This window comes from Pseudomonas sp. TE12508 (genome assembly GCF_056279485.1).
This window is the reverse complement of the sequence record NZ_JBWCCN010000015.1, coordinates 18,588-41,601: the sequence shown is the minus strand read 5'-3', so window position 1 is coordinate 41,601 and position 23,014 is coordinate 18,588. Positions and strand designations below refer to the sequence as shown.

20 protein-coding genes and 2 pseudogenes are annotated in these 23,014 nt (G+C 61.5%); 17 read left to right on the top strand and 5 right to left on the bottom strand.

Annotated elements, in window-relative coordinates; translation table 11 throughout:
• The first annotated feature begins 158 nt into the window (after nt 1-158).
• Both ACZ9IM_RS20500 and ACZ9IM_RS20495 read left to right on the top strand, forming a co-directional pair.
• Nucleotides 159-665 (top strand): RNA polymerase sigma factor, encoded by a 507-nt coding sequence (locus ACZ9IM_RS20500; RefSeq protein WP_427622876.1) that lies wholly within the window; start codon nt 159-161, stop codon nt 663-665.
• Complete coding sequence (locus ACZ9IM_RS20495) at nt 662-1,414, top strand: anti-sigma factor family protein (protein WP_476224842.1); 753 nt, start codon at nt 662-664, stop codon at nt 1,412-1,414. The genes ACZ9IM_RS20500 and ACZ9IM_RS20495 overlap by 4 nt, the downstream gene beginning before the upstream one ends.
• Nucleotides 1,415-1,547: 133 nt before the next feature.
• Here the strand turns inward: ACZ9IM_RS20495 and ACZ9IM_RS20490 are convergent, their stop codons facing one another.
• Complete coding sequence (locus tag ACZ9IM_RS20490) at nt 1,548-2,384, bottom strand: IclR family transcriptional regulator (protein ID WP_476224841.1); 837 nt, start codon at nt 2,382-2,384, stop codon at nt 1,548-1,550.
• A gap of 244 nt (nt 2,385-2,628) precedes the next feature.
• Here ACZ9IM_RS20490 and ACZ9IM_RS20485 point away from each other — a divergent pair, with 244 nt between their 5' ends.
• The 9 genes from ACZ9IM_RS20485 to ACZ9IM_RS20445 all read left to right on the top strand — a co-directional run bounded on the left by ACZ9IM_RS20485 (nt 2,629) and on the right by ACZ9IM_RS20445 (nt 12,134).
• Nucleotides 2,629-3,654: an ABC transporter ATP-binding protein gene (locus ACZ9IM_RS20485; RefSeq protein ID WP_476224840.1), complete on the top strand. Its 1,026-nt coding sequence runs from the start codon at nt 2,629-2,631 to the stop codon at nt 3,652-3,654.
• Entirely contained in the window at nt 3,651-4,520 is an 870-nt protein-coding gene (locus tag ACZ9IM_RS20480) for an ABC transporter permease (RefSeq protein WP_476224839.1), read from the top strand. The genes ACZ9IM_RS20485 and ACZ9IM_RS20480 overlap by 4 nt, the downstream gene beginning before the upstream one ends.
• A 6-nt stretch (nt 4,521-4,526) precedes the next feature.
• Nucleotides 4,527-5,321: an ABC transporter permease gene (locus ACZ9IM_RS20475; protein ID WP_007896923.1), complete on the top strand. Its 795-nt coding sequence runs from the start codon at nt 4,527-4,529 to the stop codon at nt 5,319-5,321.
• A 7-nt stretch (nt 5,322-5,328) separates the two neighbouring features.
• Nucleotides 5,329-5,619, top strand: coding sequence for a (2Fe-2S)-binding protein (locus ACZ9IM_RS20470; protein WP_427622710.1), 291 nt, complete (start codon nt 5,329-5,331; stop codon nt 5,617-5,619).
• A 151-nt stretch (nt 5,620-5,770) separates the two neighbouring features.
• Nucleotides 5,771-7,126, top strand: a complete 1,356-nt coding sequence (locus tag ACZ9IM_RS20465) for an FAD/NAD(P)-dependent oxidoreductase (RefSeq protein WP_476224838.1) — start codon at nt 5,771-5,773, stop codon at nt 7,124-7,126.
• On the top strand, nt 7,123-8,238 hold the full coding sequence (locus ACZ9IM_RS20460; protein ID WP_427622712.1) for an NAD(P)/FAD-dependent oxidoreductase: 1,116 nt from the start codon (nt 7,123-7,125) through the stop codon (nt 8,236-8,238). Before ACZ9IM_RS20465 ends, ACZ9IM_RS20460 begins: the two co-directional genes overlap by 4 nt.
• Nucleotides 8,239-8,255: 17 nt before the next feature.
• Nucleotides 8,256-9,302 (top strand): ABC transporter substrate-binding protein, encoded by a 1,047-nt coding sequence (locus ACZ9IM_RS20455; RefSeq protein WP_427622713.1) that lies wholly within the window; start codon nt 8,256-8,258, stop codon nt 9,300-9,302.
• A 295-nt stretch (nt 9,303-9,597) separates the two neighbouring features.
• Entirely contained in the window at nt 9,598-10,728 is a 1,131-nt protein-coding gene (zapE, locus tag ACZ9IM_RS20450; protein ID WP_476224837.1) for a cell division protein ZapE, read from the top strand.
• Between the two features lie 101 nt (nt 10,729-10,829).
• Nucleotides 10,830-12,134 carry a leucine-rich repeat-containing protein kinase family protein gene (locus ACZ9IM_RS20445; protein ID WP_427622715.1) on the top strand — a complete coding sequence of 435 codons (1,305 nt, stop codon included), beginning with the start codon at nt 10,830-10,832 and terminating at the stop codon, nt 12,132-12,134.
• Nucleotides 12,135-12,289: 155 nt separating this feature from the next.
• Here ACZ9IM_RS20445 and ACZ9IM_RS20440 read toward each other — a convergent pair whose 3' ends face one another.
• Entirely contained in the window at nt 12,290-12,994 is a 705-nt protein-coding gene (locus ACZ9IM_RS20440; protein ID WP_007903391.1) for a YebC/PmpR family DNA-binding transcriptional regulator, read from the bottom strand.
• Between the two features lie 231 nt (nt 12,995-13,225).
• Here ACZ9IM_RS20440 and ACZ9IM_RS20435 point away from each other — a divergent pair, with 231 nt between their 5' ends.
• The 4 genes and pseudogenes from ACZ9IM_RS20435 (at nt 13,226) to ACZ9IM_RS20420 (ending at nt 15,845) form a co-directional block, all read left to right on the top strand.
• Nucleotides 13,226-14,650 (top strand): type VI secretion system Vgr family protein, encoded by a 1,425-nt coding sequence (locus ACZ9IM_RS20435; RefSeq protein WP_427622716.1) that lies wholly within the window; start codon nt 13,226-13,228, stop codon nt 14,648-14,650.
• Between the two features lie 175 nt (nt 14,651-14,825).
• A pseudogene (locus tag ACZ9IM_RS20430) lies at nt 14,826-14,951 on the top strand (hypothetical protein); the annotation flags it as partial.
• Nucleotides 14,924-15,106 (top strand): annotated as a pseudogene (locus ACZ9IM_RS20425) (phosphonoacetaldehyde hydrolase); the annotation flags it as partial. The pseudogenes ACZ9IM_RS20430 and ACZ9IM_RS20425, both read left to right, overlap by 28 nt.
• Nucleotides 15,107-15,296: 190 nt before the next feature.
• Nucleotides 15,297-15,845: a cytochrome b gene (locus ACZ9IM_RS20420; protein ID WP_038982411.1), complete on the top strand. Its 549-nt coding sequence runs from the start codon at nt 15,297-15,299 to the stop codon at nt 15,843-15,845.
• Between the two features lie 105 nt (nt 15,846-15,950).
• Here ACZ9IM_RS20420 and ACZ9IM_RS20415 read toward each other — a convergent pair whose 3' ends face one another.
• Together ACZ9IM_RS20415 and ACZ9IM_RS20410 are read right to left on the bottom strand one after the other, a co-directional pair.
• Nucleotides 15,951-16,928 carry a 1-aminocyclopropane-1-carboxylate deaminase/D-cysteine desulfhydrase gene (locus ACZ9IM_RS20415; protein WP_476224836.1) on the bottom strand — a complete coding sequence of 326 codons (978 nt, stop codon included), beginning with the start codon at nt 16,926-16,928 and terminating at the stop codon, nt 15,951-15,953.
• A 189-nt stretch (nt 16,929-17,117) separates the two neighbouring features.
• A complete protein-coding gene (locus ACZ9IM_RS20410; RefSeq protein WP_427622718.1) occupies nt 17,118-19,157 on the bottom strand; it encodes a 2,4-dienoyl-CoA reductase FMN-binding domain-containing protein in 2,040 nt (679 codons plus the stop codon).
• A 209-nt stretch (nt 19,158-19,366) separates the two neighbouring features.
• Here ACZ9IM_RS20410 and ACZ9IM_RS20405 point away from each other — a divergent pair, with 209 nt between their 5' ends.
• Nucleotides 19,367-20,497 (top strand): carbon-nitrogen hydrolase family protein, encoded by a 1,131-nt coding sequence (locus ACZ9IM_RS20405; RefSeq protein ID WP_427622719.1) that lies wholly within the window; start codon nt 19,367-19,369, stop codon nt 20,495-20,497.
• Between the two features lie 4 nt (nt 20,498-20,501).
• Nucleotides 20,502-21,542, top strand: coding sequence for an AraC family transcriptional regulator (locus ACZ9IM_RS20400; protein ID WP_427622720.1), 1,041 nt, complete (start codon nt 20,502-20,504; stop codon nt 21,540-21,542).
• Nucleotides 21,543-21,927: 385 nt separating this feature from the next.
• Here the strand turns inward: ACZ9IM_RS20400 and ACZ9IM_RS20395 are convergent, their stop codons facing one another.
• Nucleotides 21,928-22,782, bottom strand: a complete 855-nt coding sequence (locus ACZ9IM_RS20395; RefSeq protein ID WP_427622721.1) for a DUF2242 domain-containing protein — start codon at nt 22,780-22,782, stop codon at nt 21,928-21,930.
• Nucleotides 22,783-23,014: the final 232 nt, after the last annotated feature.

Sequence of the window (23,014 nt, the reverse complement as noted above, 5' to 3'; positions counted from 1 at the left end):
CTCCAGGGCCATCGGCCACAAGTGAGAAGAATCAGGCAGACGAACCGCGTCAGGGTTTATTCCATCGCCCGGTGTTTATTTTTCCAGGCGTGGAATAACCTCGAATGCCGGACGTCTTCCTGAACACTCACCACAGCGTAGTGACTAGTCAGAACTCCATGAACGATATCGACGAACAACTCAGGGAAGTCATTCCCAGGCTACGACGTTTCGCCGTTTCGCTGACGCGCAACCCCAGCAGCGCCGACGATCTGGTGCAGGCCTGCCTTGAGCGCGCGCTGTCGAGTTGGGGCGCAAAACGCCCCGAAGGCGATTTGCGTGCCTGGCTGTTTTCGATTCTTTATCGGCAGTTTCTCGACGCTCATCGCCGCTCCCGGCGTTATGCGCGGATGCTCGAATTCTTTACTGGCCGTGACGATGCGCAGCCTTCGGCAGAGCGCACCGTGATCGCCCAATCGACCTTGCAAGCCTTCGATCAACTCAGCACCGAACAACGTGCGCTGTTGCTCTGGGTGTCGGTGGAAGGCTTGAGTTACAAGGAGGTCGCCGAGATTCTCGACGTCCCCACCGGCACCGTGATGTCGCGCCTGTCCCGCGCGCGCCAGGCCTTGCGCCAGCTCAGCGACGGCGAAATCACCCGTCCTTCTCTGCGGAGACTCAAATGATCAGCATGCCTCCCAGTGAACGTGACCTGCACGCCTACGTCGATCACCAACTCAGCGATGCCGACCGGCATCTGGTGGAGACTTATCTGGCCGGCAACGTCGAAGTGGCCGCGCAAGTACGCGCCTGGCAGCACGATGCCCAACAGTTGCGCGCGGCCCTGAGCGGCGCCTTGCAGCAACCGGCCAACCCGCAACTCGACCCGGCAATGATTCGCCAGCGAGTCAAACACCAGTCCCGCCGCCATCTGACCAGCGCCGCGGTGCTGCTGATTGCGGTCAGCATCGGCGGATTGGGCGGTTGGCAGGCGCGACAAATGACCCTGGTCAGCGCCCCGCTGCCGATGACTGATGCGATGCAAGCCTACCGGCTGATTGCCCAGCAAGGCATCCTGCCGGCGGACTACAAAGTCAGCGATGACGGCGATATGCAGGGCTGGCTCGATCAATATTTCAGCCAGGCCCAACGCCTGCCGAACCTGACCGCTGCTGGATACAAACCCATCAGCGGGCGGCTGCTCAGCACCGAACAAGGGCCGGCGGCGATGGTGGTGTATGAGGATCAGAGCAGCCACAAGATCAGCTTCTACGTCCGCCCGCCAGGGCCGAGAAACTTCCTCCTGCCTCGGGGTAGCCGCAGCGATGGTGAGTTGCAGGCCGAGTACTGGTCGGGGGCCGGGTACAACTATGCGATGGTCAGCCCAAGTGACACGCCGGCGGCGCAGATGCTCAAGCAAACTGCGCAGTTCTGATCACGCCACTGATCCCTGTGGGAGCGGGCTTGCCCGCGATTGCGGCCGCACATCCAACACTGATGGTGACTGATCCGCCGCTATCGCGGGCAAGCCCGCTCCCACAGGGTCAGCGATTATTTGGAGATTGCATTCAACCCTGCCCAAACACCTGCGAAGGCCTTCGCAACAGCGGATCGAACGGATTGATCCGCGGCCCGATCAGGGCGGCTTCGCGTTTGAGCATCTCCACCACTGTCGGCAAGCGATCCGGCCCCAGGCGATCGCTGACCGTGGCCACACTCAGCGCCGCCACCGCCCGGCCTTCGCGGTCGAGAATCGGCACGGCCACCCCGGCCATGCCTTGCAATACGCCGGTGTTGCGCCCGGCGTAACCGAGGGTGCGCACATTCTCGACTTCCGAACGCAGAAACACCTCGTCATACAGATGGAAATCCTTGAGCCGCGGCAAGTTGTAATGAATCACCGTGTCGCGCTCCTCTTCCGGCAGAAACGCCAGAATCGCCAGACTGCCCTGCCCCACACCGAGCGCCACCCGCCCGCCGATGTCACCGGTAAACGTGCGGATCGGAAACGGCCCTTCACTACGATCCAGACAGATCGCATCAAAACCGCTGCGCGCCAGCAAAAACAACGAGTCCCCCAACGACGCCGACAGCCGCAGCAATGCCGGCCGCGCCAGCTCGCGCAAATTGCCGGTGTTGCCGGCGCGGGCTGCCAAGGCAAAAAACTCCAGGCTCAGGCGATAACGTTTGCTGCGTGCATCCTGCTCGACCATGCCCTCGTCCATCAGGCTACGCAGCAAGCGGTGCGTCGTTGGTTGCGACAAACCGATGCGCTGCGCCAGTTGGGTGACGCGCTCTCCGCCTTCGACGGTGTCCCCCAGACTGCGCAGCACTGCAAACAGTCTTGAGACTGCACCAACACCGACTTCATTTTTATTTTCATTCCGCTCAATGGAATTAGGCATGTGATTTCTCGACAATAAATTTACTCACTGAATGAAACTGAAAATAGTCATCGCTTCAGTGAAATAGGCCATTGAGCCCATCCTATTCTTCGTCCTACTCTGCGTCCATCAGGGGCGATTCGAACAACAGCGGCAGCCGACAGAAGTCGAGCGCCAACGCACCCCGGCAACATCCTTTTCGTATCTGCCCATACAAAAAAGCGCGCCTTTGGCGACGCATAACAATCTCAGGTGGAGCGCAGTCATGGCCTTCGTGCAACTTGAAAACCTCGGCAAACGTTACGGCGAGATCGACGCGGTCGTCGCCACCAATCTGTCGGTGGAAAAAGGCGAGTTCGTTTCCTTGCTCGGCCCCTCCGGCTGCGGCAAAACCACCACCCTGCAAATGATCGCCGGCTTCGTCGAAGTCAGCAGCGGGCGCATTGTGCTGGACGGTCGCGACATCACCCACGCCAAACCCGCCAGTCGTGGTCTGGGCGTGGTGTTCCAGAGTTACGCGTTGTTCCCGCACATGACCGTGCGAGACAACGTCGCCTTCGGCCTGCGCATGCGCAAAGTGCCCAACGGCGAGTTGCAGCAACGGGTGGATCGGGTGCTGAAACTGGTGCGTCTGAATCAACACGCCGAGCGTTACCCACGAGAACTCTCCGGCGGTCAGCGTCAACGTGTTGCGCTGGCCCGGGCATTGGTGATCGAGCCGCCGGTGCTGCTGCTCGACGAACCGCTGTCCAACCTCGACGCCAATTTGCGCGAGGAGATGCAGTTCGAAATCCGCCGCATCCAGCGTGAGGTCGGCATCACCACGCTGATGGTCACCCATGATCAGTCCGAAGCGCTGTCGATCAGCGACCGAGTGGTGGTGATGCAGGCCGGACGCATCACCCAGATCGACGCGCCCTACACCCTCTACGAACACCCGCGCACCGAGTTCATTTCCGGTTTCGTCGGCAAGGCCAATCTGCTACCCGGCGAACGGGACAGCGCTGGTGTTGTGCAGGTCTGCAATCGTGACAACGGCGAGCTGACCCTGAGCCTGCGCCCGGAAAAAATCGATCTGCGTGATGTTGGCCTGGGCCGTCTGCAAGGCAAGATCGTCAGCCGCTTCTTCCTCGGTAGCCAATGGCTGTACGGCGTATCGACATCGTTGGGCGAACTCAGCGTAGTGCGCCGCAACGACGGTTCGGCGCCCTTGATCGAAGGCACGGCGGTCGGCCTCGACTGGGACACGGCGCTGCTGCGGGTGCTGAGTGTCGATGAGGTGTCGGCATGAGTACGCTTGTCGTCATTCGCCAGGGACGCCAGGGTTATTGGCTGTCAGCACCGGCCCTGGCCTTGTACCTCGGTTTACTGGTCATCCCGTTGGGCCTGACGCTGGTGCTGTCGTTCAACGTTTTCGACTACAGCTCGGGAATTAACAGCGACGCCTACACCCTCGATCACTACAGCAGCCTGCTGGGCGATCCGTACTTCTACGAGATCTTTCTGAGGACGTTCTGGATCAGCGCCCTGACCACCCTGCTCTGCGTGGTGATCGGCGTGCCCGAGGCCTACATCCTCAGCCGCATGGGCCCGCCGTGGCGCTCGATCTTCCTGATTCTGATCCTCACGCCGTTGCTGATTTCGGTGGTGGTGCGCGCCTTCGGCTGGAGCCTGTTGCTCGGCGCCGACGGCCTGGTCAACCAGACCCTGCAAGCCTTCGGTGGCTCGCCGATGAAGTTGCTTTATACGCCGTTCGCCGTGGTGATCGCGTTGGTTCACGTGATGCTGCCGTTCATGATCATTCCGGTCTGGACCTCCCTGCAAAAACTCGACCCGGCCGCCGAACAAGCCGCGCTGTCGCTGGGCGCCAGCCACCTCACAGTGATGCGCAAAGTGGTGCTGCCACAAATCATGCCCGGCGTGCTCTCCGGCACCTTGATCGTGTTCGGCCTCGCGGCCAGTTCATTTGCCATCCCCGGACTGCTCGGCGGACGCCGGATAAAGATGGTCGCCACGCTGATCTACGACCAGTACCTGTCGGAGCTGAACTGGCCGATGGGCGCGTCCATTGCCGTCGCGCTGCTGTTGCTCAACCTGCTGATCATGCTGTCGTGGAACCGGATGATCGAAGGCCGCTACAAGAAGTCATTGGGATAATTCGTCATGTCCAGAAACGGTCCTTTCGCCCTGCTGTTCCATACCCTTGTGGTGCTGTTCATGCTCGCGCCGCTGGTGGTGGTGTGCCTCGTCGCCTTCACCCCGGAAAACACCCTGAGCCTGCCGACCACGGAGTTTTCCCTGCGCTGGTTCCGTGCAGTGTTCGAGCGCGCAGACTTTGTCGATGCGTTCTACAACAGCCTGATCCTGGCGTTCTGCGCCGCCACGCTGGCGACGCTGATCGCGGTGCCGGCAGCCCTGGCGATCACTCGATTCGAGTTCCCCGGCCGGGACTTTTTCAACGGGCTGTTCCTGTCGCCGATCATCATTCCGCACCTGGTGCTGGGCGTCGCGTTGCTGCGGTTGTTTGCGCTGATGGGTGTCAACGGCAGCTTCGCCTGGCTGATCTTCGCCCATGTGCTGGTGATCACGCCGTACGTGCTGCGACTGGTGTTGGCCTCGGCCATCGGCCTGGACCGAAGTGCCGAACACGCCGCGCAATCCCTGGGCGCCGGACGCTTCACGTTGTTCCGGCAAATCACCTTGCCGATGATTTTGCCGGGGGTCGCCGGTGGCTGGCTGCTGGCGTTCATCAACAGTTTCGATGAGGTCACGTTGTCGATCTTCGTCACCTCGCCGGCCACGCAAACCCTGCCGGTGCGCATGTACGTGTACGCCACCGAGTCCATCGATCCAATGATGGCGGCGGTGTCGGCCCTGGTGATCGCGCTGACGGCGTTGACGATGATTCTGCTTGATCGGGTCTACGGCCTGGATCGGGTGCTGGTGGGTAAACAATGAGGTCGCCATGGCTCTGCTGAAACGACTGGCCGAAGGCGACCGCCCGGCCCTGGACTTTACCCTTGATGGCAAGCCTGCCCGTGGCTTGCTCGGCGACACCCTGCTGACCGCCGTGCTGACCTGCAGCGAACACCTGCGCGGCAGCGACTTCAGCGCCGAACCCCGCGCCGGTTTCTGCCTGATGGGCGCCTGCCAGGACTGCTGGGTACGCCTGGGCGATGGCCGCCGGGTGCGGGCTTGCTCGACGCTGCTTGAAGCCGGACAGCACATCAACCGCGAACCGGGGCGATCGGTATGAACACCAACTTCCCCTGCAGAAACCCATTTCCCTGTGGGAGCGAGCCTGCTCGCGATAGCAATCTGTCAGCCACCACCGATGTTGAATGTACCGCCATCGCGAGCAGGCTCGCTCCCACAAGGGTTCGGCGTCGATCACATATGAGGTGGGTATGAAGTCTGTGATCATCATCGGCGCAGGCCCCGCTGGAATCCGTGCGGCGCAAACCCTCGTCGCCCACGGCGAGCGCCCCGTCCTGCTGGACGAAGCCGCGCGCGGTGGCGGGCAGATTTATCGGCGTCAGCCGGCGAATTTCAAGCGTTCGGCGATCAAGCTGTATGGCTTCGAAGCACGCAAGGCCAAGGTACTGCATCAAACAATCGACGAACTGCGCGAGCAACTCGATTACCGCCCCGACACCCTGGTATGGAACGCCGAGGCTGGCGCGCTCGACACCTTGCATGAGGGCCGCGCCGCACGGCTGGAATTCTCCCGGGTGATCGTCGCCACGGGCGCCACCGACCGGATTCTGCCGGTGCCAGGCTGGACGTTGCCGGGGACATACAGCCTCGGTGCGGCGCAGATTGCCTTGAAGTTTCAAGGCTGTGCCATCGGTGAACGGGTGGTGTTCGCCGGCAGCGGGCCGTTGCTGTACTTGGTGGCATACCAATATGCCAAGGCCGGCGCCAACGTGATCGCCGTGCTCGACAGCTCGCCCTTCAGCGCGCAGGCCCGCGCCCTGCCCGGTCTGCTGGCGCAACCGACCACGTTGGCCAAAGGCATTTATTACCGCACCTGGCTGACCGCCCATGGCATCCCGGTGCACCAGGGCGCTACTTTGAAACGCATCGATGGCGAACACCGCGTGCAATCGCTGAATTGGTCCAACTCGAAAGGCGAGCATCAGCTGGATTGCGACGCCATAGCCTTCGCCCACGGCCTGCGCAGCGAAACCCAACTCGCCGACTTGCTGGGCTGTGAATTCACCTGGAACCCACTCAACCGCGCCTGGCTGCCGCAGCGCGACAGCGCCGGTCGCAGCAGTGTCGCCGAGGTGTACCTGGCCGGTGACGGCGCCGGCATCATGGGTGCCGACGCCGCGGAAATGGCCGGTGAACGAGCAGCCCTGGCGCTGCTCGAAGACATCGGTTACCTGATCCCGCCGCAACGTGCCACATGGCTGGAACAGTCGCTGAACACTATCGGCAGATTCCGCCAAGGCCTTGAGCGCGCGTTTATCTTTCCCGAAAGCTGGGCCACCGACGCCGCGGATGACCTGATGATCTGCCGCTGCGAAGAAGTGCGCGCCGGCGACATCCGCCAGGTGGTGCGCGAAGGCCATTGGGAGATCAATCGGGTCAAGGCCCATTGCCGGGTCGGCATGGGTCGCTGCCAGGGACGGATGTGTGGCGCCGCCGCAGCGGAAATCATCGCCTGCGAAAGCCAGCGCAACCTGTCCGACATCGGCCGGTTGCGGGCTCAGGCGCCGATCAAACCCCTGCCGTTCGGTCTGGAGGTCGAGCCATGATCGAGGTCGATGCACTCATCATTGGCGGCGGCATTGTCGGCTCCTCCGCCGCCCTGTTCTTGAGCAAGGCCGGCCGTCGCGTCGCGTTGCTGGAGCGGGACTTTTGCGGTTCGCACTCCAGCGGTGTGAACTACGGCGGCGTGCGCCGTCAGGGCCGGCCGTTGTCGCAATTACCGCTGTCGCAACGGGCTCACGAAATCTGGGGGCAACTGCCGCAGTTGATCGGCATCGACGGCGAGTACCAGCGCAGTGGTCACCTGAAGCTCGCCCGCAGCCTCAACGACCTGCACGCCTTACAGGATTACGCCGCCAGCAGCCAGGGGTTCGGCCTCGATTTGCAGGTGCTTGACCGCACTGAGTTGCGCGCACGTTTCCCCTGGGTCGGTGAGGTCGCAGTCGGTGCCTCGTTGTGCCCGGACGACGGCCACGCCAACCCGCGACTGGTGTCCCCCGCCTTCGCGCAGGCGGCGCGTCGGCACGGTGCGCAAATCCATGAACAATGCGCAGTGACGGCGGTGGAGCATGACGGTCAGCGCTTTCGCGTCAGTACTCAAACCGGCCACGAACTGCAAGCCCCCTGGCTGCTGAACTGCGCTGGCGCCTGGGCCGGCAGCCTCGCCGCACAATTCGGCGAAGCAGTGCCGATGCACGCCGGGCACCCGGCAATGCTGGTCACCGAACCGTTGCCGCTGGTGATGAATGCCAGCACCGGCGTCGAGGGTGGCGGCATTTATGCCCGTCAGGTCGCTCGCGGCAATTGTGTGTTGGGCGGCGGCCAGGGCTTTGCCCTCGATGACGCCCGCGCCCGGCCTGGTCAGAACGCAGTCATCGAGATCCTGCGCCAGGCCGTCGAACTCTACCCGTTTCTTGAGGGCGCCCAGGCGATTCGCACCTGGAGCGGCACCGAAGGTTATCTGCCCGATCGCCAACCGGTGATCGGCCACAGCAGCACCCAACCCGGTCTGTTGCACGCGTTCGGCTTTGCCGGCGCGGGCTTTCAGATCGGGCCCGCGGTGGGCCAGGCGCTCACCGAGATCATCTGTAGCGGCGCGTCAAAGACGCCGCTGGATGCGTTTTCCATCACCCGGTTTCACTCCATCTCCGTTGCTTGATAGAGGAAGGTCGCGCCATGAATAATTTCAAACGCAGTGCACTGCTCGGTTTCTCTTGCTTGGGCGCCATGCTCACGGTCAACCAGGCCCAGGCCGAACCGACGCTTTACCTGGGCATGAACGGCGGAACCATGGAGCGGCTCTACGCCGACAAGGTGCTGCCGGCTTTTGAGAAAGCCAACAACGTCAAAGTGGTGATCGTGCCGGGAACCTCCGCCGATATTCTGGCCAAGGTCCAGGCCAGCAAAGGCAACCCGCAGATGCACGTGATGTTCCTCGACGACGGCATCATGTACCGCGCCATCGCCATGGGCTTGTGCGACAAACTCGAAGACAGCCCGACCCTGGCGCAGATTCCGGCCAAGGGCCGCATCAAGGATCAAGCGGTGGCGGTCAGCCTTGGGGTCACCGGGCTGGCGTACAACACACGGCTGTTCAAGGAAAAAGGCTGGAACGCACCGACCTCCTGGATGGACATGGCCGACCCGCGCTTCAAGGACAAACTGGTGTTTCAGTCGATGGCATCTTCGACCTTCGGCCTGCATGGTTTCCTGATGTTCAACCGGATTCAGGGCGGCAGCGAAACCGACGTCGAACCGGGGTTCAAGGCTTGGCCGAACACCGTCGGGCGCAACGTGCTGGAGTACATTCCGAGTTCAGCGAAGATCTCCGAAATGCTCCAGACCGACGAAGCGGCGCTGTTCCCGCTGACGCCGACCCAGGTCACCGCGCTGAAACTCAAGGGCATGCCGGTGGAATATGCACAGCCCAAGGAAGGCTCCGTGGTGCTCAACGTCGCCGAATGCGCCATCGCCAACAACACCCAACCGGAACTGGCGCAGAAACTCGCAGCCTTCCTGCTGACGCCCGAAGCGCAAGCCGCCGCGCTTGAAGACGGCGATCAGATTCCGTCCAACCCGAATACGCCAACCACCGACAAGACCCGCGGTCAGGTCGAGGCGATGAAGCAGTATCTGACGACCGCGATCGCCATCGACTGGGATCAGGTCAACGAACAGCGCCCGGCGTGGAATGCCCGGTGGAATCGCAGTATCGAGCGCTAAATAACTGAGCGCCCCAAACCTGTGGCGAGGGGGCTTGCCCCCGTTGGGTTGCGAAGCAGCCCCAAAAACCATACACCCCGGTTTATCAGAAATACCGGGAGGAAATGGTTGAGGGCGACTGCTACGCAGTCGAACGGGGGCAAGCCCCCTCGCCACAGGCAAGCTCCCTCGCCACAAAAGCCCTCTCACCACAGTAGCTTCAGCAACACCAGTGGAAGGCAAATTCCCCATTTGGTTAAACTACGCCGCCGCGGCTCAGGGTGAGCCGGCCTGAAGACTACGGGGTGACTTCACAGTGACCGTTCGACCGCCCAACCCTCCGCGACTCACACCACGCTGGCCCGCGCTACGCCGTTTCTTCGGCAAGGCAGTTGCGACGCCGGCCAGTGGCAGTACGCAGGGCCGGGTGATCCACGACTACTTCCACCGCAAGGCCCATAACCAGGGCTACACCCTCAGCCATAGCCAGCAACGAGTGATCGACTGCATGGCGCAGCACGCTTCGGCGCTGCTGGGCACATCAGCGCCGACACTCCCCGGTCTTTACCTCTTTGGTGCAGTCGGGCGCGGCAAGAGCTGGTTGCTCGACGGTTTTTTCCAGGCCATCCCCATCGCGGAAAAACAGCGCCTGCACTTCCATGAGTTTTTTGCGCAACTGCACCAAGGCATGTTCAGCCATCGCGATCAGCCCGATGCGCTGGCGGTCACCCTCGACGAACTGCTGCAAGACTGCCGGGTGCTGTGTTTCGATGAATTCCACATGCATGACATCGGCGATGCGATGCTCATCACGCGGCTGTTCAAGGCGCTGTTTCGCCGGGGGATTGTGCTGCTGGTGACCTCCAACTACCCGCCGGAAGGTTTGCTGCCCAACCCGCTTTACCACGCCCGTTTCAAACCGGTAATCGATCTGGTCAACACGCGCATGCAGGTGATGGAAGTCGGCGGGCCGCATGATTACCGCAGTCAGGCGCGCACCCACGCACAGCAGCTGTTCACCCAGGGCCGGTACATCTGGCCGGCCACGGAGGTGCAGCGTCAGGTGTTGCAGCTGCTCGAACACGACGCACCGGCCATCCAGCTGCCCGTCGGGACACGGCACCTGCAAGCCCGATACTGTGAAGGGCGAAGCGTCGGCTTCACCTTCGCCGACCTGTGCGAACACCCCACCGCGGTCATGGACTACCTGGAACTGTGCCGGCGTTTCGACCGCTGGATCATCGACAAACTGCCCAGTCTCGCCGACTGTTCAATCGCCGCCCAGCAGCGCTTCATCAACCTGATCGACGTCTTGTACGACCAGGACAAGCACCTGATTCTGCTCGGTCACCAGTCATTGCGCGAAAGCCTGGGTGGCGATGCTATCGACCTGGCGCGCACGCGCAGCCGGTTGGGGCAGTTGGTGGAGGTGAGGGATCTGGCTTGACCGAGGAGATTGGGTTTGGGCTGCCACCCCAACTTTCCCGCTATCATGTCGCTCATTTCCAGGCCCCCACGCCCTCCTTCTGATCAATAGCGAACCTGCCCATGGATACCCTCGCCCAACTGCGCGCCGGCCAACTGTCGGGCATCACCCGTCTGGACTTGTCCTGCGGCCTGACCGAGTTCCCCCAGGAAATTTTCGATCTGGCGGACTCGCTGGAAGTGCTCAACCTCAGCGGCAATGCCTTGCGCAGCCTGCCGGACGACCTGCATCGCCTGACCCGTTTACGTGTGCTGTTTTGCTCGGACAATCAGTTCACCGAACTGCCCGCTTGCCTTGGCCAGTGCACCGCGCTGACGATGATCGGCTTCAAGGCCAACGCCATCGAATACGTGCCGGGCGCCGCCCTGCCGCCGCTGTTGCGCTGGCTGATCCTCACCGATAACTGCATCACGGAGCTGCCGACCGAACTGGGTGAGCGCCCGCACCTGCAAAAACTCATGCTCGCCGGCAACCGGTTACAGCATTTGCCCGAAAGCCTGCGGCACTGTCATCAACTCGAACTGATCCGCATCGCCGCCAATCAGCTCACCGAGCTTCCCGAATGGCTGCTGACCCTGCCGAGCCTGACCTGGCTGGCGTACGCCGGTAACCCGCTGGAAACCGAAGCCGATGCCGCGGCCCTCGAAGCCACGGCAAGCATTCCCTGGTCCCAACTAAACCTGGAGAGAAAACTCGGCGAAGGCGCGTCGGGAGTTATTCATCAGGCGTTGTGGGAGCAGACGAAACAGGTCGCGGTGAAACTCTACAAAGGCGAAATGACCAGCGATGGCTCGCCTTTACACGAAATGAATGCCTGCATCACTGCCGGCATCCACCCCAACCTGATCCGGGTCGAGGGCCGAATTGTCGATCACCCCCAGCAAACGGCCGGGCTGGTGATGCAACTGATCGATCCGAGTTATCGCAACCTGGCCGGGCTGCCGAGCCTGGCGTCCTGCACCCGCGACGTCTACGCCAATGACACCCGGTTCAGCGCTGGCGTGGCACTGCGCATCGCCAGTGGCATTGCTTCGGTGGCTGAACATTTGCACCACCAAGGCATCACCCACGGCGACCTCTATGCTCACAACATCATGTGGAACGAGCACGGCGATTGCCTGTTGGGCGACTTTGGCGCGGCGTCTTTCCATGCCACTTCGGTCAGCCTTGAAAGCCGCGCGCTGCAACGGATCGAAGTGCGGGCGTTCGGGGTGCTGCTGGGGGAATTGCTGGAGCGCATCGACTCGGGGTTGAGTGATGAACAGCGGGTCGCGTTAGAGGATCTACAGCAGCGTTGCTGTCTGCCGAATGTGCTGGCGCGACCGGGGTTCAGCGAGGTTGTGCGGGAACTGGCTGAATTAAACTAGCGGCAAATACAAAACCTGTGGCGAGGGAGCTTGCTCCCGTTGGGTTGCGAAGCGACCCCAAAAGCGACGGCTGCTGCGCAACCGAACGGGAGCAAGCTCCCTCGCCACAGGCAAGTTCCCTCACCACAAGTCAGACCACAAACTGTCGGAACCGCTTAACCCGCCAACCCGACAAACATATCCTGCACGTCATCGTGGTTATCGAGGCCTTCGAGGAACGCTTCGACTTCAGCCATCTGCTCATCGCTCAGGCCGCTGACCGGGTTCTTCGGCTGGTAGCCCAACTTGGCCGACAATACGGTGAAACCCTGCTCTGGCAGCGCTTTCTGTACCGCATCCAGGTCCGCAGGTTCGGTCAGGAACAGCGTCGCGCCGTCTTCACCCGGTTCGAAATCCTGGGCACCGGCTTCGATCGCAGCCATTTCCGGGTCGGCGTCAGGGCTGTCCGGGGACGCCTCGATCATGCCGACGTGGTTGAAGTCCCAGGCCACCGAACCGGAAGCGCCCAACTGGCCCTTACGGAACGCGACGCGGATTTCAGCGACGGTGCGGTTGATGTTGTCAGTCACGCATTCAACGATCAGCGGCACCTGATGCGGTGCGAACCCTTCATACGTCACGCGATGGTATTGCACGGTTTCGCCGAGCTGGCCGGAGCCTTTCTTGATCGCGCGTTCCAGGGTTTCGCGGGGCATCGAGGCTTTTTTCGCCTGTTCGACCACCAGACGCAGGTGTGCGTTGGTGGTGGTATCGGCACCGTTGCGGGCAGCGATGGTGATTTCTTTCACCAGTTTGCCGAAGATCTTGCCTTTGGCGTTGGCTGCCGCTTCTTTGTGTTTAACCTTCCACTGTGCGCCCATTACTCACTCTCTTGATCTGTGGCGCCGAGACATCTATTGGCCGACGCGTTGCGCAAGTTTATACGGCCTAAAGACGCCAATCGACCAAAAATTCCAAGATCTTCACCCTGTGACGAATCGACATCTTCACCAGTGTTTGTAGGGCGATTCTGAAAAGTCGATTTGCGGTGACGCTTCAGGGCTGTGGTTTCGTACCCTCTGCGCCCATCCTCCCTGGCAGAAGCGCGTTCGATGCACAACGACAAGGAAAGCCCCTTTACCCTGACACTGCTCGACGGCGGTTTGAGTCTGCAGGTCTTGCAGTTCAGCGGCCGTGAAGGTCTCAACCAGCCCTATCGCTTCGACATCGACGTGATCGGCCTCGCACCGGCGATGCACCTCGACCAATGGTTACAACAACCGGCGTTTTTGCGGCTGGCGGATGACCAAGGCATTCACGGCATGATCCACAGCGTCAGTCGCGAACATCGCGGCCCGCACCGGGTCGGCTATTCCCTGGTGCTGACGCCCCATCTGCAACACTTGGATCGACACAGTTTGCGTCGGGTGTTTCATCGTCTCAGCGTCCCCGCGATCGTGCGCCAGTTGCTGGAAGAGCATCAGTTGCCCGAGCACAGTTATCGTTTCGAACTGGCAAACGGCTGCTACCCGCCCCGGCCTTTTTGCATTCAGTTCGATGAGAGCGATCTGGCCTTCCTGCAGCGGCTGTGTGAGGAAGAAGGCATCCACTATCACTTCGAACATCAGCCCGATGGACACGTACTGGTGCTGGCCGATGACAGCTTGAGTTTCCCCCAGGAGCCACTGCTGATGCCGTTCCAGGACGACGCATTCAACGACTCCGTCTTGCCGGTAATCAGCGAACTGTTCCAGCGCCATGAGCCGGTCCCCGCCCCGGCACGATGGGAAGCCAGAAACCGCGGCGCGCCGGTGGTCGGCGATGGAGCGGCTAATCACATGCTCGCCAGAACGGGCCCGGTCACGGCACGCCCTGCACCTGCACAGCTTCATCACGACCAGCTCAGCCGCCGACGGCTGGAACGCCTGCGTTGCCCGCAACGGCAGATCCACGGCCAAAGCAACCAGAGCGAACTGCGCAGTGGACGGATCCTGCAAGTGGCGCAGCATCCGCTCTCGAGTTTCAACGATCAGTGGTTGCTCACCGATATCCGGCACCAGGGGCAGCAGCCCTCGATTCTCGCCGAGGATCAGCCCGGCAGTGCCCGGCGCTATAGCAATCAGTTCACGGCCATTCCCTGGTCAACGGTCTTCAGGCCGGCGCTTAAACAGATCAAGCCGAGCATCCCGGGCTATCAGATCGCCCGGGTACTCGGCCCCGCCGGGCAACCGGCGGCACTCGATGATCAAGGCCGGATACAGGTCAGGCTATGGCCGACGCCGGCGTTCGAGGCGGATGAATCCGTCGGTCTCTGGCTACCGATCGCCCTCGCAGCGCCGGACGGTCGGATCGATCCGGCCAGGCTGCCCACGGCCGGCACCGACGTGCTGATCAGTTTTCTCGACAGCGATCCGGACCGGCCAGTGCTGTGTGCCGGCATGGGCCATCCAAAGCCTTCCCGGCCTGCTTCCGAGCCACGCCGCGATGGCCGTCTGCTGCTCGATTGGCTGGTCAACCGCTCGGATCTCGCCCCTTGAGTTTCAATCCTTGTCGGCACACCGGGAGTCTGATGTAGGCAGGTCCGGCCTCTTCGCGGGCAAGCCGCGCTCCCACAGGGATTTGTGCTGGCCGCATATCTTGTGAACGACGCAAAACCTGTGGGAGCGTGGCTTGCCCGCGATCGTCGCGCCTCGGTCTACCTGACGGGCGCCAACCCAAAAAACGCCCTTCCGCGTCGGCTGCATCGGCCACGTCAACCAGGCCGAAATGCACGCGGCGGTGGCGGTGGTCGCCGAGGTGCTGCGCGAGATGGAAGTTACGAAGGCTATCGCGCCCTGAGCAGCGATAAGCTGGCCAGCGAACGCAAGCGCATTCACGCGATGTTCGAAGGCTCGCGGCCGCACTACATGATCGACACCATCACCGACTTGCCCGAGGTGATTGCCGACATCAACAAGCGCCTGGCCAAGGGCGAGATGCCGCAAACCGACTGATTCCACCTCTCGTTTCATAAAAAAGCGCCAGCTCCCTTAACGGAACTGACGCTTTTTTGTGGCCGATCACTTGATCCAGAGCATTGAACAGCCCATTGGCCTCAGGCAAATCCCCCAAACAGGATTACAGTTAACCCACGCCGTCGAACAAGAACGGTGACTTCAGACCAGACCTGTGAGGAAACACCGTATGCCCTGGAAGAATTCCGAATCACGCTACAGCACCGTATCGATCGCGCTGCACTGGTTGATGCTGGTACTGCTAATAGTGGTTTACGCCTGCATCGAATTGCGCGGGATATTCCCCAAAGGCAGTGGCGGCCGGACGCTGATCAAGGAAGCGCACTTCATGCTCGGCTTGACGGTGTTCGTGCTGGTCTGGCTGCGGCTGTTCGCGCGCAGCCTGGGGCCAGCGCCGCAGATCTTCCCCGCCTCGCCTCGCTGGCAAACCCTGCTCGCCAAACTGATGCATTGGGCGTTGTATATTTTCATGATCACCATGCCGATTCTGGGCTGGCTGATTACCAGCGCCGAGGGGCATCAGGTGATGTTCTATGGCATTGATCTGCCGTTGCTGATCGAAGAGAACAAACCGCTGGCCAAGCAGCTTGAGGGCTGGCATGTGCTCGGCGGGACGATCGGCTATTGGCTGATCGGACTGCACGCCGTGGCCGGGCTTTATCATCACTATGTGGTGCGCGATAACACCTTGCTGCGGATGATGCCCAAGCGCGGTTGATCGGCTACCGAAACCACTGATCCCTGTGGCGAGGGGGCTTGCCCCCGTGGGGCTGCGAAGCGGCCCCATAATCTGTGACCGTGTCGCGCCTGACACACCGCATCTTTAGGTTTTGGGACTGCTGCGCAGTCCAACGGGGGCAAGCCCCCTCGCCACAAAGGTTTGTGAACTGAAACCCCGGCGGCCCTGCAAACCGCCGGTGTGGATGAAGATCAAGCGCGTGCCCCGGGCAAATTTACCCGCCTCGATTTGTTGCTTGAGCGCCAGCAGCGCTTTGCCGGTGTACAGCGGCTCGAGAGGAATGCCACTGGCCTGTTCGGTCTGCTCGATGAACTCGAGTAACAGCGGATCGACTTTGGCAAAACCGCCACGGCTGGCGTCCAGCAGTTCATAGGCGGGATCGATCAGTCCGGCTTCCTGCACAATCATGTCGACCTGCTGCGCCACGCCATGGTCGTCAGGCACCGCCAGCGCGCCATACACCGGATGTTCGCCCGCCTCGGCCAGAACCAGACCGGCCAGGGTGGTACCCGTTCCACAGGCCAGCCACCAGCCATCATAATTGCTCCAGACCAAAGCACTCAGTTGCTCGCAGGCCATCTCCTTCAGCCGCATGCAGCCCTTCGCCCCAAGCAAACCGCCGCCACCTTCCGGCACTGGATGTAGCTCGGGGTATTGCTCCCGCCATGGCGCCCAGAAGCCTGGTTCGTGCCGCGCTCGATAACCGCCATAACCCAACCAGTGCAAGTGCATGCCGAATGCCTGCAAGTCCTTTACCGTCGGAGTGTCTTGCGGATGCCCACGCAGTAGTCCGACCGTGGTGAAACCGAAGCGTTTGCCCGCTGCGGCCAATGCATGGAGATGGTTGGAATGGGCACCGCCCAGGCTGATGATGCCTTGGGCGCCATTCTGGTCAGCGGCTTTGAGGTGTTCGATGAGTTTGAACCACTTGTTGCCGCTGATCAGCGGGTCGATCTGATCCAGACGCAGGATCGCGACGTCGATGCCGGCAGTGGTGAGCCAGTCGAGGTGAAGGGGTTCGAGAGGGGCTTGGGGAAGCCAGTCTGTTGGTGGGGAAAGCATTGATGCCGGCTCGGGGTAAAGAGCCGGTATCTTAGCAGCAGACTTGTGGCGAGGGAGCTTGCTCCCGCTTGGCTGCGCAGCAGCCACAGAATCAGCGAAGTTGATTAACCTGACACTACATCATCGCTGATAGAGGGAGTCCTTCGGCCTCCAGCGGGAGCAAGCTCCCTCGCCACAGAGTTATGCGTATTACAACTCAGCCGCCAACCGCGAACCCTGGTTGATCGCGCGCTTGGCATCCAGCTCCGCCGCCACGTCCGCGCCGCCGATCAAATGCACGTTCTGCCCCGCCGCGACCAGGCCGTCCTGCAACTCACGCAACGGATCCTGTCCGGCGCAGATCACGATGTTGTCCACCGGCAGCACCTGCGGTTCGCCGCTTTCGCCGATGCGGATGTGCAGGCCTTCGTCGTCGATCTTCAGGTACTCGACGCTATTGAGCATCTGTACCTGCTTGTTCTTAAGACCCGTGCGGTGAATCCAGCCAGTGGTCTTGCCCAGGCCGTCGCCGACCTTGGATTTCTTGCGTTGCAGCAGGAACACTTCACGGGCCGGCGCATGCGGCTCAGCCTTGATACCCGCAACGCCGCCGCGCGCTTCCAGGTGTGTATCGATGCCCCATTCTTTCCAGAACGCTTCGCGGTCCTGACTGGTGGCCACACCCTCGTGAACGAGGAATTCCGACACATCGAAACCGATACCGCCGGCGCCGATCACCGCGACGCGCTTGCCCACCGGTTTACGCTCGAGGATCACGTCCAGGTAGCTCAGCACCTTGGCGTGCTCGACGCCCGGAATCGCCGGCACCCGTGGCGCAATGCCGGTCGCCAGGATGATTTCGTCGTAACCGCCCTCAACCAGCTGCGCCACGTCCACACGGGTGTTCAGGCACAGTTCGACGTGGGTGGTCTGCAATTTGCGGTTGAAGTAGCGCAGGGTTTCGAAGAACTCTTCTTTGCCCGGCACGCGCTTGGCAATGTTGAACTGGCCGCCGATTTCGCTGGCCGAATCGAACAACGTCACCTGATGACCACGTTCGGCGGCCACAGTGGCGGCGGACAGACCGGCAGGGCCGGCACCGACCACGGCGATTTTCTTGATCTGCTGCACCGGCAGGTAATTGAGTTCGGTTTCATGACAGGCCCGTGGGTTCACCAGGCAACTGGTCAACTTGCCGCCAAAGGTATGATCCAGGCACGCCTGGTTGCAACCGATGCAGGTGTTGATTTCATCGCCACGACCGGCCGCAGCCTTGTTGACGAAATCCGGGTCGGCGAGGAACGGGCGCGCCATGGACACCATGTCGGCATCGCCTTCGGCCAGAATCTGCTCGGCGACTTCCGGGGTGTTGATGCGGTTGGTGGTGATCAGCGGAATGTTCACCGTTCCACGCAGCTTGGCCGTGACCTTGCTGAACGCCGCACGCGGCACCTTGGTGGCGATGGTCGGAATCCGCGCTTCGTGCCAGCCGATGCCAGTGTTGATGATCGTCGCACCGGCCTGCTCGATGGCCTTGGCCAATTGCACGATCTCTTCCCAGCTGCTGCCGCCTTCCACCAGGTCGAGCATCGACAGGCGGAAGATAATGATGAAGTTGGGGCCGACCGCTTCGCGCACCCGGCGGACGATTTCCACCGGCAGGCGCATGCGGTTTTCGTAAGCGCCGCCCCAACGGTCAGTGCGATGGTTGGTGTGAGCCGCGAGAAACTGGTTAATGAAATAACCTTCGGAGCCCATGATCTCGACGCCGTCGTACTCGGCTTTTTGCGCCAGGGTCGAGCAAGTGACGAAATCGCTGATCTGCTTCTCGATGCCTTCTTCGTCCAGCTCTTTAGGCTTGAACGGGTTGATCGGCGCCTGGATCGCGCTCGGGGCCACTTGTTTCGGGCTGTAGGCATAACGCCCGGCATGGAGAATCTGCATGCAGATCTTGCCTCCCGCCTCGTGCACTGCTCGGGTGACGATCAGGTGTTTGAGTGCTTCTTCCTCGGTGGTCAGCTTGGCCGCGCCGGAATAAACCCCGCCCTCATCATTCGGGCCGATACCGCCGGTGACCATCAGGCCAACGCCACCACGGGCACGCTCGGCGAAGTACGCGGCCATGCGCTCGAAACCGCCGGGCTTTTCCTCAAGACCCGTGTGCATCGAGCCCATCAGGGTGCGGTTGCGCAACGTGGTAAAACCCAGGTCCAGCGGGGCCAACAGGTGCGGGTAATGAGCGGCGGCCATCGGTAACTCCACAACGAGCGATCACGGAAAAAATGCAGGAGCTCTTCGGCCCCCGTCAGTCATGTTCGACAGACTAAGAGTCGCACCGCTGTCACTCAATGACCGTAACTGACAACTTATTGATCCAAATGTGCAGCGCCCCTTGGCAAGCGCGGGGATGGGCCCTACCCTAGTCGCGAACCCTGCACACGGCCGTTGACTGTTTCCCCATGCGCAAACTTTTGTACCTGACCCTCTCCATGGCGTTGATCGCCGCCCTCACGACCTACGCCATGTGGGCCGCGGACCGTCCGGTGGGTCATTACCTGTCGGACCTGCGCATCAGTCTCGCGGTTGATCAGGGCACTCCTGCCGATCGCGGCAATCTGCTGGGTATTCAGCCCGAGCTGTTCCCCACCGACTATCAAAGCCCCGAACGCTTGCACCGCAAGCTCGCGGCTTACTTGCAGAAGGCTCAGGATCAGGGCCTGCTGAATGAAAAGACCATCGTCGTACTGCCCGAACATGTCGGTACCTGGCTGATGATCAGTGGCGAAAAAGATGAGTTGTACCAGGCCACCACGCTCAAGGAGGCCATGAACTGGCTGGCGGTGAGCAACCCGTTGCAGTTCATCCGCGCCCTGATCAGTGCCGAGGGCGGTAGCCGTCTCGACGATGCGCACTTGCGGATGAAAGCCAGGAAAATGGCCAAGAGTTACCAGGCACTGTTCGGCGGCTTGGCAAAAGAATTCCACATCACTCTGGTGGCGGGTTCCATCGTGTTGCCCGAGCCGAGTGTCAGCGATGGCACCCTGAAGATTGGCCGCGGTGCCCTGTACAACAGCAGCGTAGTGTTCGGTCGCGACGGTTTGCCGATCGGCCAGCCGCAGCGGCAAATGCACCCGACTTTCGCTGGTCACGACACCGTCGATGCCAATTCCGAACACACGATCAACGTCGTCGACACACCGGCCGGACGCTTGGGCGTGTTGATCGGCAGCGACAGTTGGTATCCGGAAAACTATCGCAAACTCGACGATCAAGGCGCGCAACTGGTGGCGGTCCCGGCGTTCGTCGTCGGGCGCGGGTCTTGGGACCAACCGTGGCGCGGCTACAAAGGCCAGTCCACGCCGAGCTCTGTCAGTCTCAAGGCTGGCGAACTCAGCGAAGGTCAGGCCTGGCATCGGCTGACGCTGATTGCCCAACCGTCCGGCAGCCAGACCATCGCCGGCATGAGCGTGTTCCTGCGCGGTCAGTTCTGGGACAAGGGCAGCGCCGGTCAAAGCTTCCTCAGCAGCAACGGGCAACAATTCGCCGACGGCGATGCCCGGGGCGCCCGTTTGCTGAACCTCTGGCTGTAAGCCGATGAAACCGCAGCCGATGCGCCTCGGGGATTTGTCGGTGGGCTTCGTCCATAGCCTGGCCGACGCCGTGCGCAGCCATGGCCTGGACCCACAACCGCTGCTCGAACAGTACGGCCTCGACGCCGCGCGACTGGCCGAGGCCGGCGCCCGCCTCTCGATCCCGCGCTACATGCGCTTGGGTCACGGGGCCATTCAACTGACTGACGACCCGGCACTGGGTTTGCGCATGGGCCAGCTCAGCCGTCTGAGCCAGGCCGGCCTGGCCGGAGTCACCGCCGCCCAGGCACCTACCGTGCGGGAAGCGGCGCGCTGCCTGATTCGCTTTGAAGCGCTGTATGGCTCCAACTATCGCGGCCAATCGAGCTTTCATGAAGACGCCCAGGGGGCTTGGCTGCGGTTCTATTCGATCAGTCCCTACAATGCCTACAACCGCTTCGTGGTGGATTCGATCATCGCCGGCTGGTTGCAGCAATTGTCCAGCGTAAGCCCTGCCCCGCTACGCGCCGAACGGATCGAGATCGAATTCCAGGCGCCGGATTACCGTGAGGCCTACGCCGTGCTGGGGGATTGTCCGATTCAGTTTGGCGCCGAACAGAATCAACTGCGCCTGAGCCTGGAGAGCCTCGCCCAGCGCAACCCGGAACACTGCCCGAGCACCTGGCGGCTCCTGCTGCAACTGTGTGAACGGGAACTGGAGCAACTGACACGCACCCGCAGCCTGCGTGAACGCATCACTCAGTTACTGGGGCCGTTGCTCAATGGTGGTCGGGAACCCGACCTGGAAGAAGTGGCGGCACGCCTGAAGCTGCCAACCTGGACCTTGCGTCGCAAACTCGCCGAGGAAGGCACGCAGTTTCGTGCAATTCTCAACGACACACGCCGCGACCTCGCCATGACCTACATCCGCGACACTGAACTGGCGTTTGGGGAAATCGCCTACCTGCTGGGATTTGCCTCTGCCGAAGCCTTTCAACGGGCTTTCAAACGCTGGAACGGCCAGACCCCCGGCGAGTTTCGCCGCAGTCATCGCCAATCCGCGTAAGGTTAGGGGGCGTTCTCAATTAGTTTCCCCGCGGCGCCCCCTAAAGCTCGGTAGCGTCTTCGGCCGGTTCCAGCGGGTCCAGTTCAAACGCCTGATACTCGAGCAGTTCTTCTTGATAATCGTCCATTATTAAACCCCCATCGCCTACTGAAAAAATCGTCTGAATAAATGACCAGCGCCCTGAGCATAAAGTGCCCGTATGAAAGAAAAATGACGCGGGCATGACACTACATCGCTACTGAATAAAACGTAGCAGGTGGTCAGGAATTTATCACAGGATTTTTTCGATACGAGCGGTAGGAATACGGCTCGATTTGATGTGGATCAATCTTGGAAGGTGTTACGGGATCGGAGTCGTCTGACCCGATCCCGTAACATCAGGCTATTACTGGCCGGAGACAGGCATGGCCGAAATTGGCTCGGTCGGTGCCGGCATGGTGCTTGAATCCGCCGGTGGAGCCACTGTTTCGGTGGACGAAGTCGGCTCGCTGCTCTGCGCCGGGGTAATCGGCGCTGTTTCGGCAGGTGGCGCAACAGGCTCCGAACTGGCTGGAGCGGTTTCAGCTGGTGCAGGTTCGGCTGCCGGCGCTGGAGCAGGCGCAGGTTCTGCCGCTGGGGTCGAGGTCGGCGCCAACTGAGCCGGCGCAGCCTTGGCTTCGGGCACACCCAGATCAGTCTTCGGCTTCTCGGTAATGTGTGCCGCCTTCTTCGCCTCCGGTGGCAGGAACAACTCGACCAGGGCAAAGAAACGCTCGTAGAACTTGGCCGAGGACACGGTTTCACTGGCGACCTTGACCATCGAATCGTCAGACGAGCCGATCGGCATCGATACCGAGCCCAACACACCGACACCGAGGCTGGCGGAGTTGTTGGTCTTCTTCAGCGCATAACGGTCCTGCAAGGCGTTGGCGAACATGGTCGCGTGATGCCCTTCGCTGCCGTCATCGGCACAGACCACGCTGAAGCTGATCTCCATGTGGGTATCGCCAGTCTGCTGGAAGCTCTTGTGTCCACTGACCAGCTTCGGATCGGCGCTGGTGATGATGTAACCCTGGCTGAGCAGAGCCCGGCGGGCCGCCTCGCAGGTTTGCGCATCGGTCACCGGGTAGCTGCGCGAGAACGTTCCGGAGTCGTCGAAGTTCTCATGCTCGTAGATGGCGGCTTTCTTCGAGGAACAACCGGCAGCGGCGGCCAGCACCAAGGCCAGCCCGACAACATGCATGGGAATTGATCTAAACATTGAACATCCTGAGAAAAACGGTTCGGGGCGTATTGTGCAACAGATCGATGCTTAGCGTCGCACCGTTTAGTGTCTTGACACAGTTACAAGTCTACTGACTGTCATTGACAGGAAAAAGTCCCGCTCGGACGGAGGCCAAAGATCGCAGCCTGCGGTGGCTTCCGCTATACGCAATCCCGGGCAGGAGCTACCGCAGGCTGCGATCTTCCGATCTTCGCCCATAAAAAAACCC

Excerpts from the sequence above, each read along its gene's own strand:
- ACZ9IM_RS20500 (WP_427622876.1), top strand. The coding sequence starts at position 159 with ATGAACGATATCGACGAACAACTCAGGGAAGTCATTCCCAGGCTACGA.
- ACZ9IM_RS20495 (WP_476224842.1), top strand. The coding sequence starts at position 662 with ATGATCAGCATGCCTCCCAGTGAACGTGACCTGCACGCCTACGTCGAT.
- ACZ9IM_RS20490 (WP_476224841.1), bottom strand. The coding sequence starts at position 2,384 with ATGCCTAATTCCATTGAGCGGAATGAAAATAAAAATGAAGTCGGTGTT.
- ACZ9IM_RS20485 (WP_476224840.1), top strand. The coding sequence starts at position 2,629 with ATGGCCTTCGTGCAACTTGAAAACCTCGGCAAACGTTACGGCGAGATC.
- ACZ9IM_RS20480 (WP_476224839.1), top strand. The coding sequence starts at position 3,651 with ATGAGTACGCTTGTCGTCATTCGCCAGGGACGCCAGGGTTATTGGCTG.
- ACZ9IM_RS20475 (WP_007896923.1), top strand. The coding sequence starts at position 4,527 with ATGTCCAGAAACGGTCCTTTCGCCCTGCTGTTCCATACCCTTGTGGTG.
- ACZ9IM_RS20470 (WP_427622710.1), top strand. The coding sequence starts at position 5,329 with ATGGCTCTGCTGAAACGACTGGCCGAAGGCGACCGCCCGGCCCTGGAC.
- ACZ9IM_RS20465 (WP_476224838.1), top strand. The coding sequence starts at position 5,771 with ATGAAGTCTGTGATCATCATCGGCGCAGGCCCCGCTGGAATCCGTGCG.
- ACZ9IM_RS20460 (WP_427622712.1), top strand. The coding sequence starts at position 7,123 with ATGATCGAGGTCGATGCACTCATCATTGGCGGCGGCATTGTCGGCTCC.
- ACZ9IM_RS20455 (WP_427622713.1), top strand. The coding sequence starts at position 8,256 with ATGAATAATTTCAAACGCAGTGCACTGCTCGGTTTCTCTTGCTTGGGC.
- ACZ9IM_RS20445 (WP_427622715.1), top strand. The coding sequence starts at position 10,830 with ATGGATACCCTCGCCCAACTGCGCGCCGGCCAACTGTCGGGCATCACC.
- ACZ9IM_RS20440 (WP_007903391.1), bottom strand. The coding sequence starts at position 12,994 with ATGGGCGCACAGTGGAAGGTTAAACACAAAGAAGCGGCAGCCAACGCC.
- ACZ9IM_RS20435 (WP_427622716.1), top strand. The coding sequence starts at position 13,226 with ATGCACAACGACAAGGAAAGCCCCTTTACCCTGACACTGCTCGACGGC.
- ACZ9IM_RS20420 (WP_038982411.1), top strand. The coding sequence starts at position 15,297 with ATGCCCTGGAAGAATTCCGAATCACGCTACAGCACCGTATCGATCGCG.
- ACZ9IM_RS20415 (WP_476224836.1), bottom strand. The coding sequence starts at position 16,928 with ATGCTTTCCCCACCAACAGACTGGCTTCCCCAAGCCCCTCTCGAACCC.
- ACZ9IM_RS20410 (WP_427622718.1), bottom strand. The coding sequence starts at position 19,157 with ATGGCCGCCGCTCATTACCCGCACCTGTTGGCCCCGCTGGACCTGGGT.
- ACZ9IM_RS20405 (WP_427622719.1), top strand. The coding sequence starts at position 19,367 with ATGCGCAAACTTTTGTACCTGACCCTCTCCATGGCGTTGATCGCCGCC.
- ACZ9IM_RS20400 (WP_427622720.1), top strand. The coding sequence starts at position 20,502 with ATGAAACCGCAGCCGATGCGCCTCGGGGATTTGTCGGTGGGCTTCGTC.
- ACZ9IM_RS20395 (WP_427622721.1), bottom strand. The coding sequence starts at position 22,782 with ATGTTTAGATCAATTCCCATGCATGTTGTCGGGCTGGCCTTGGTGCTG.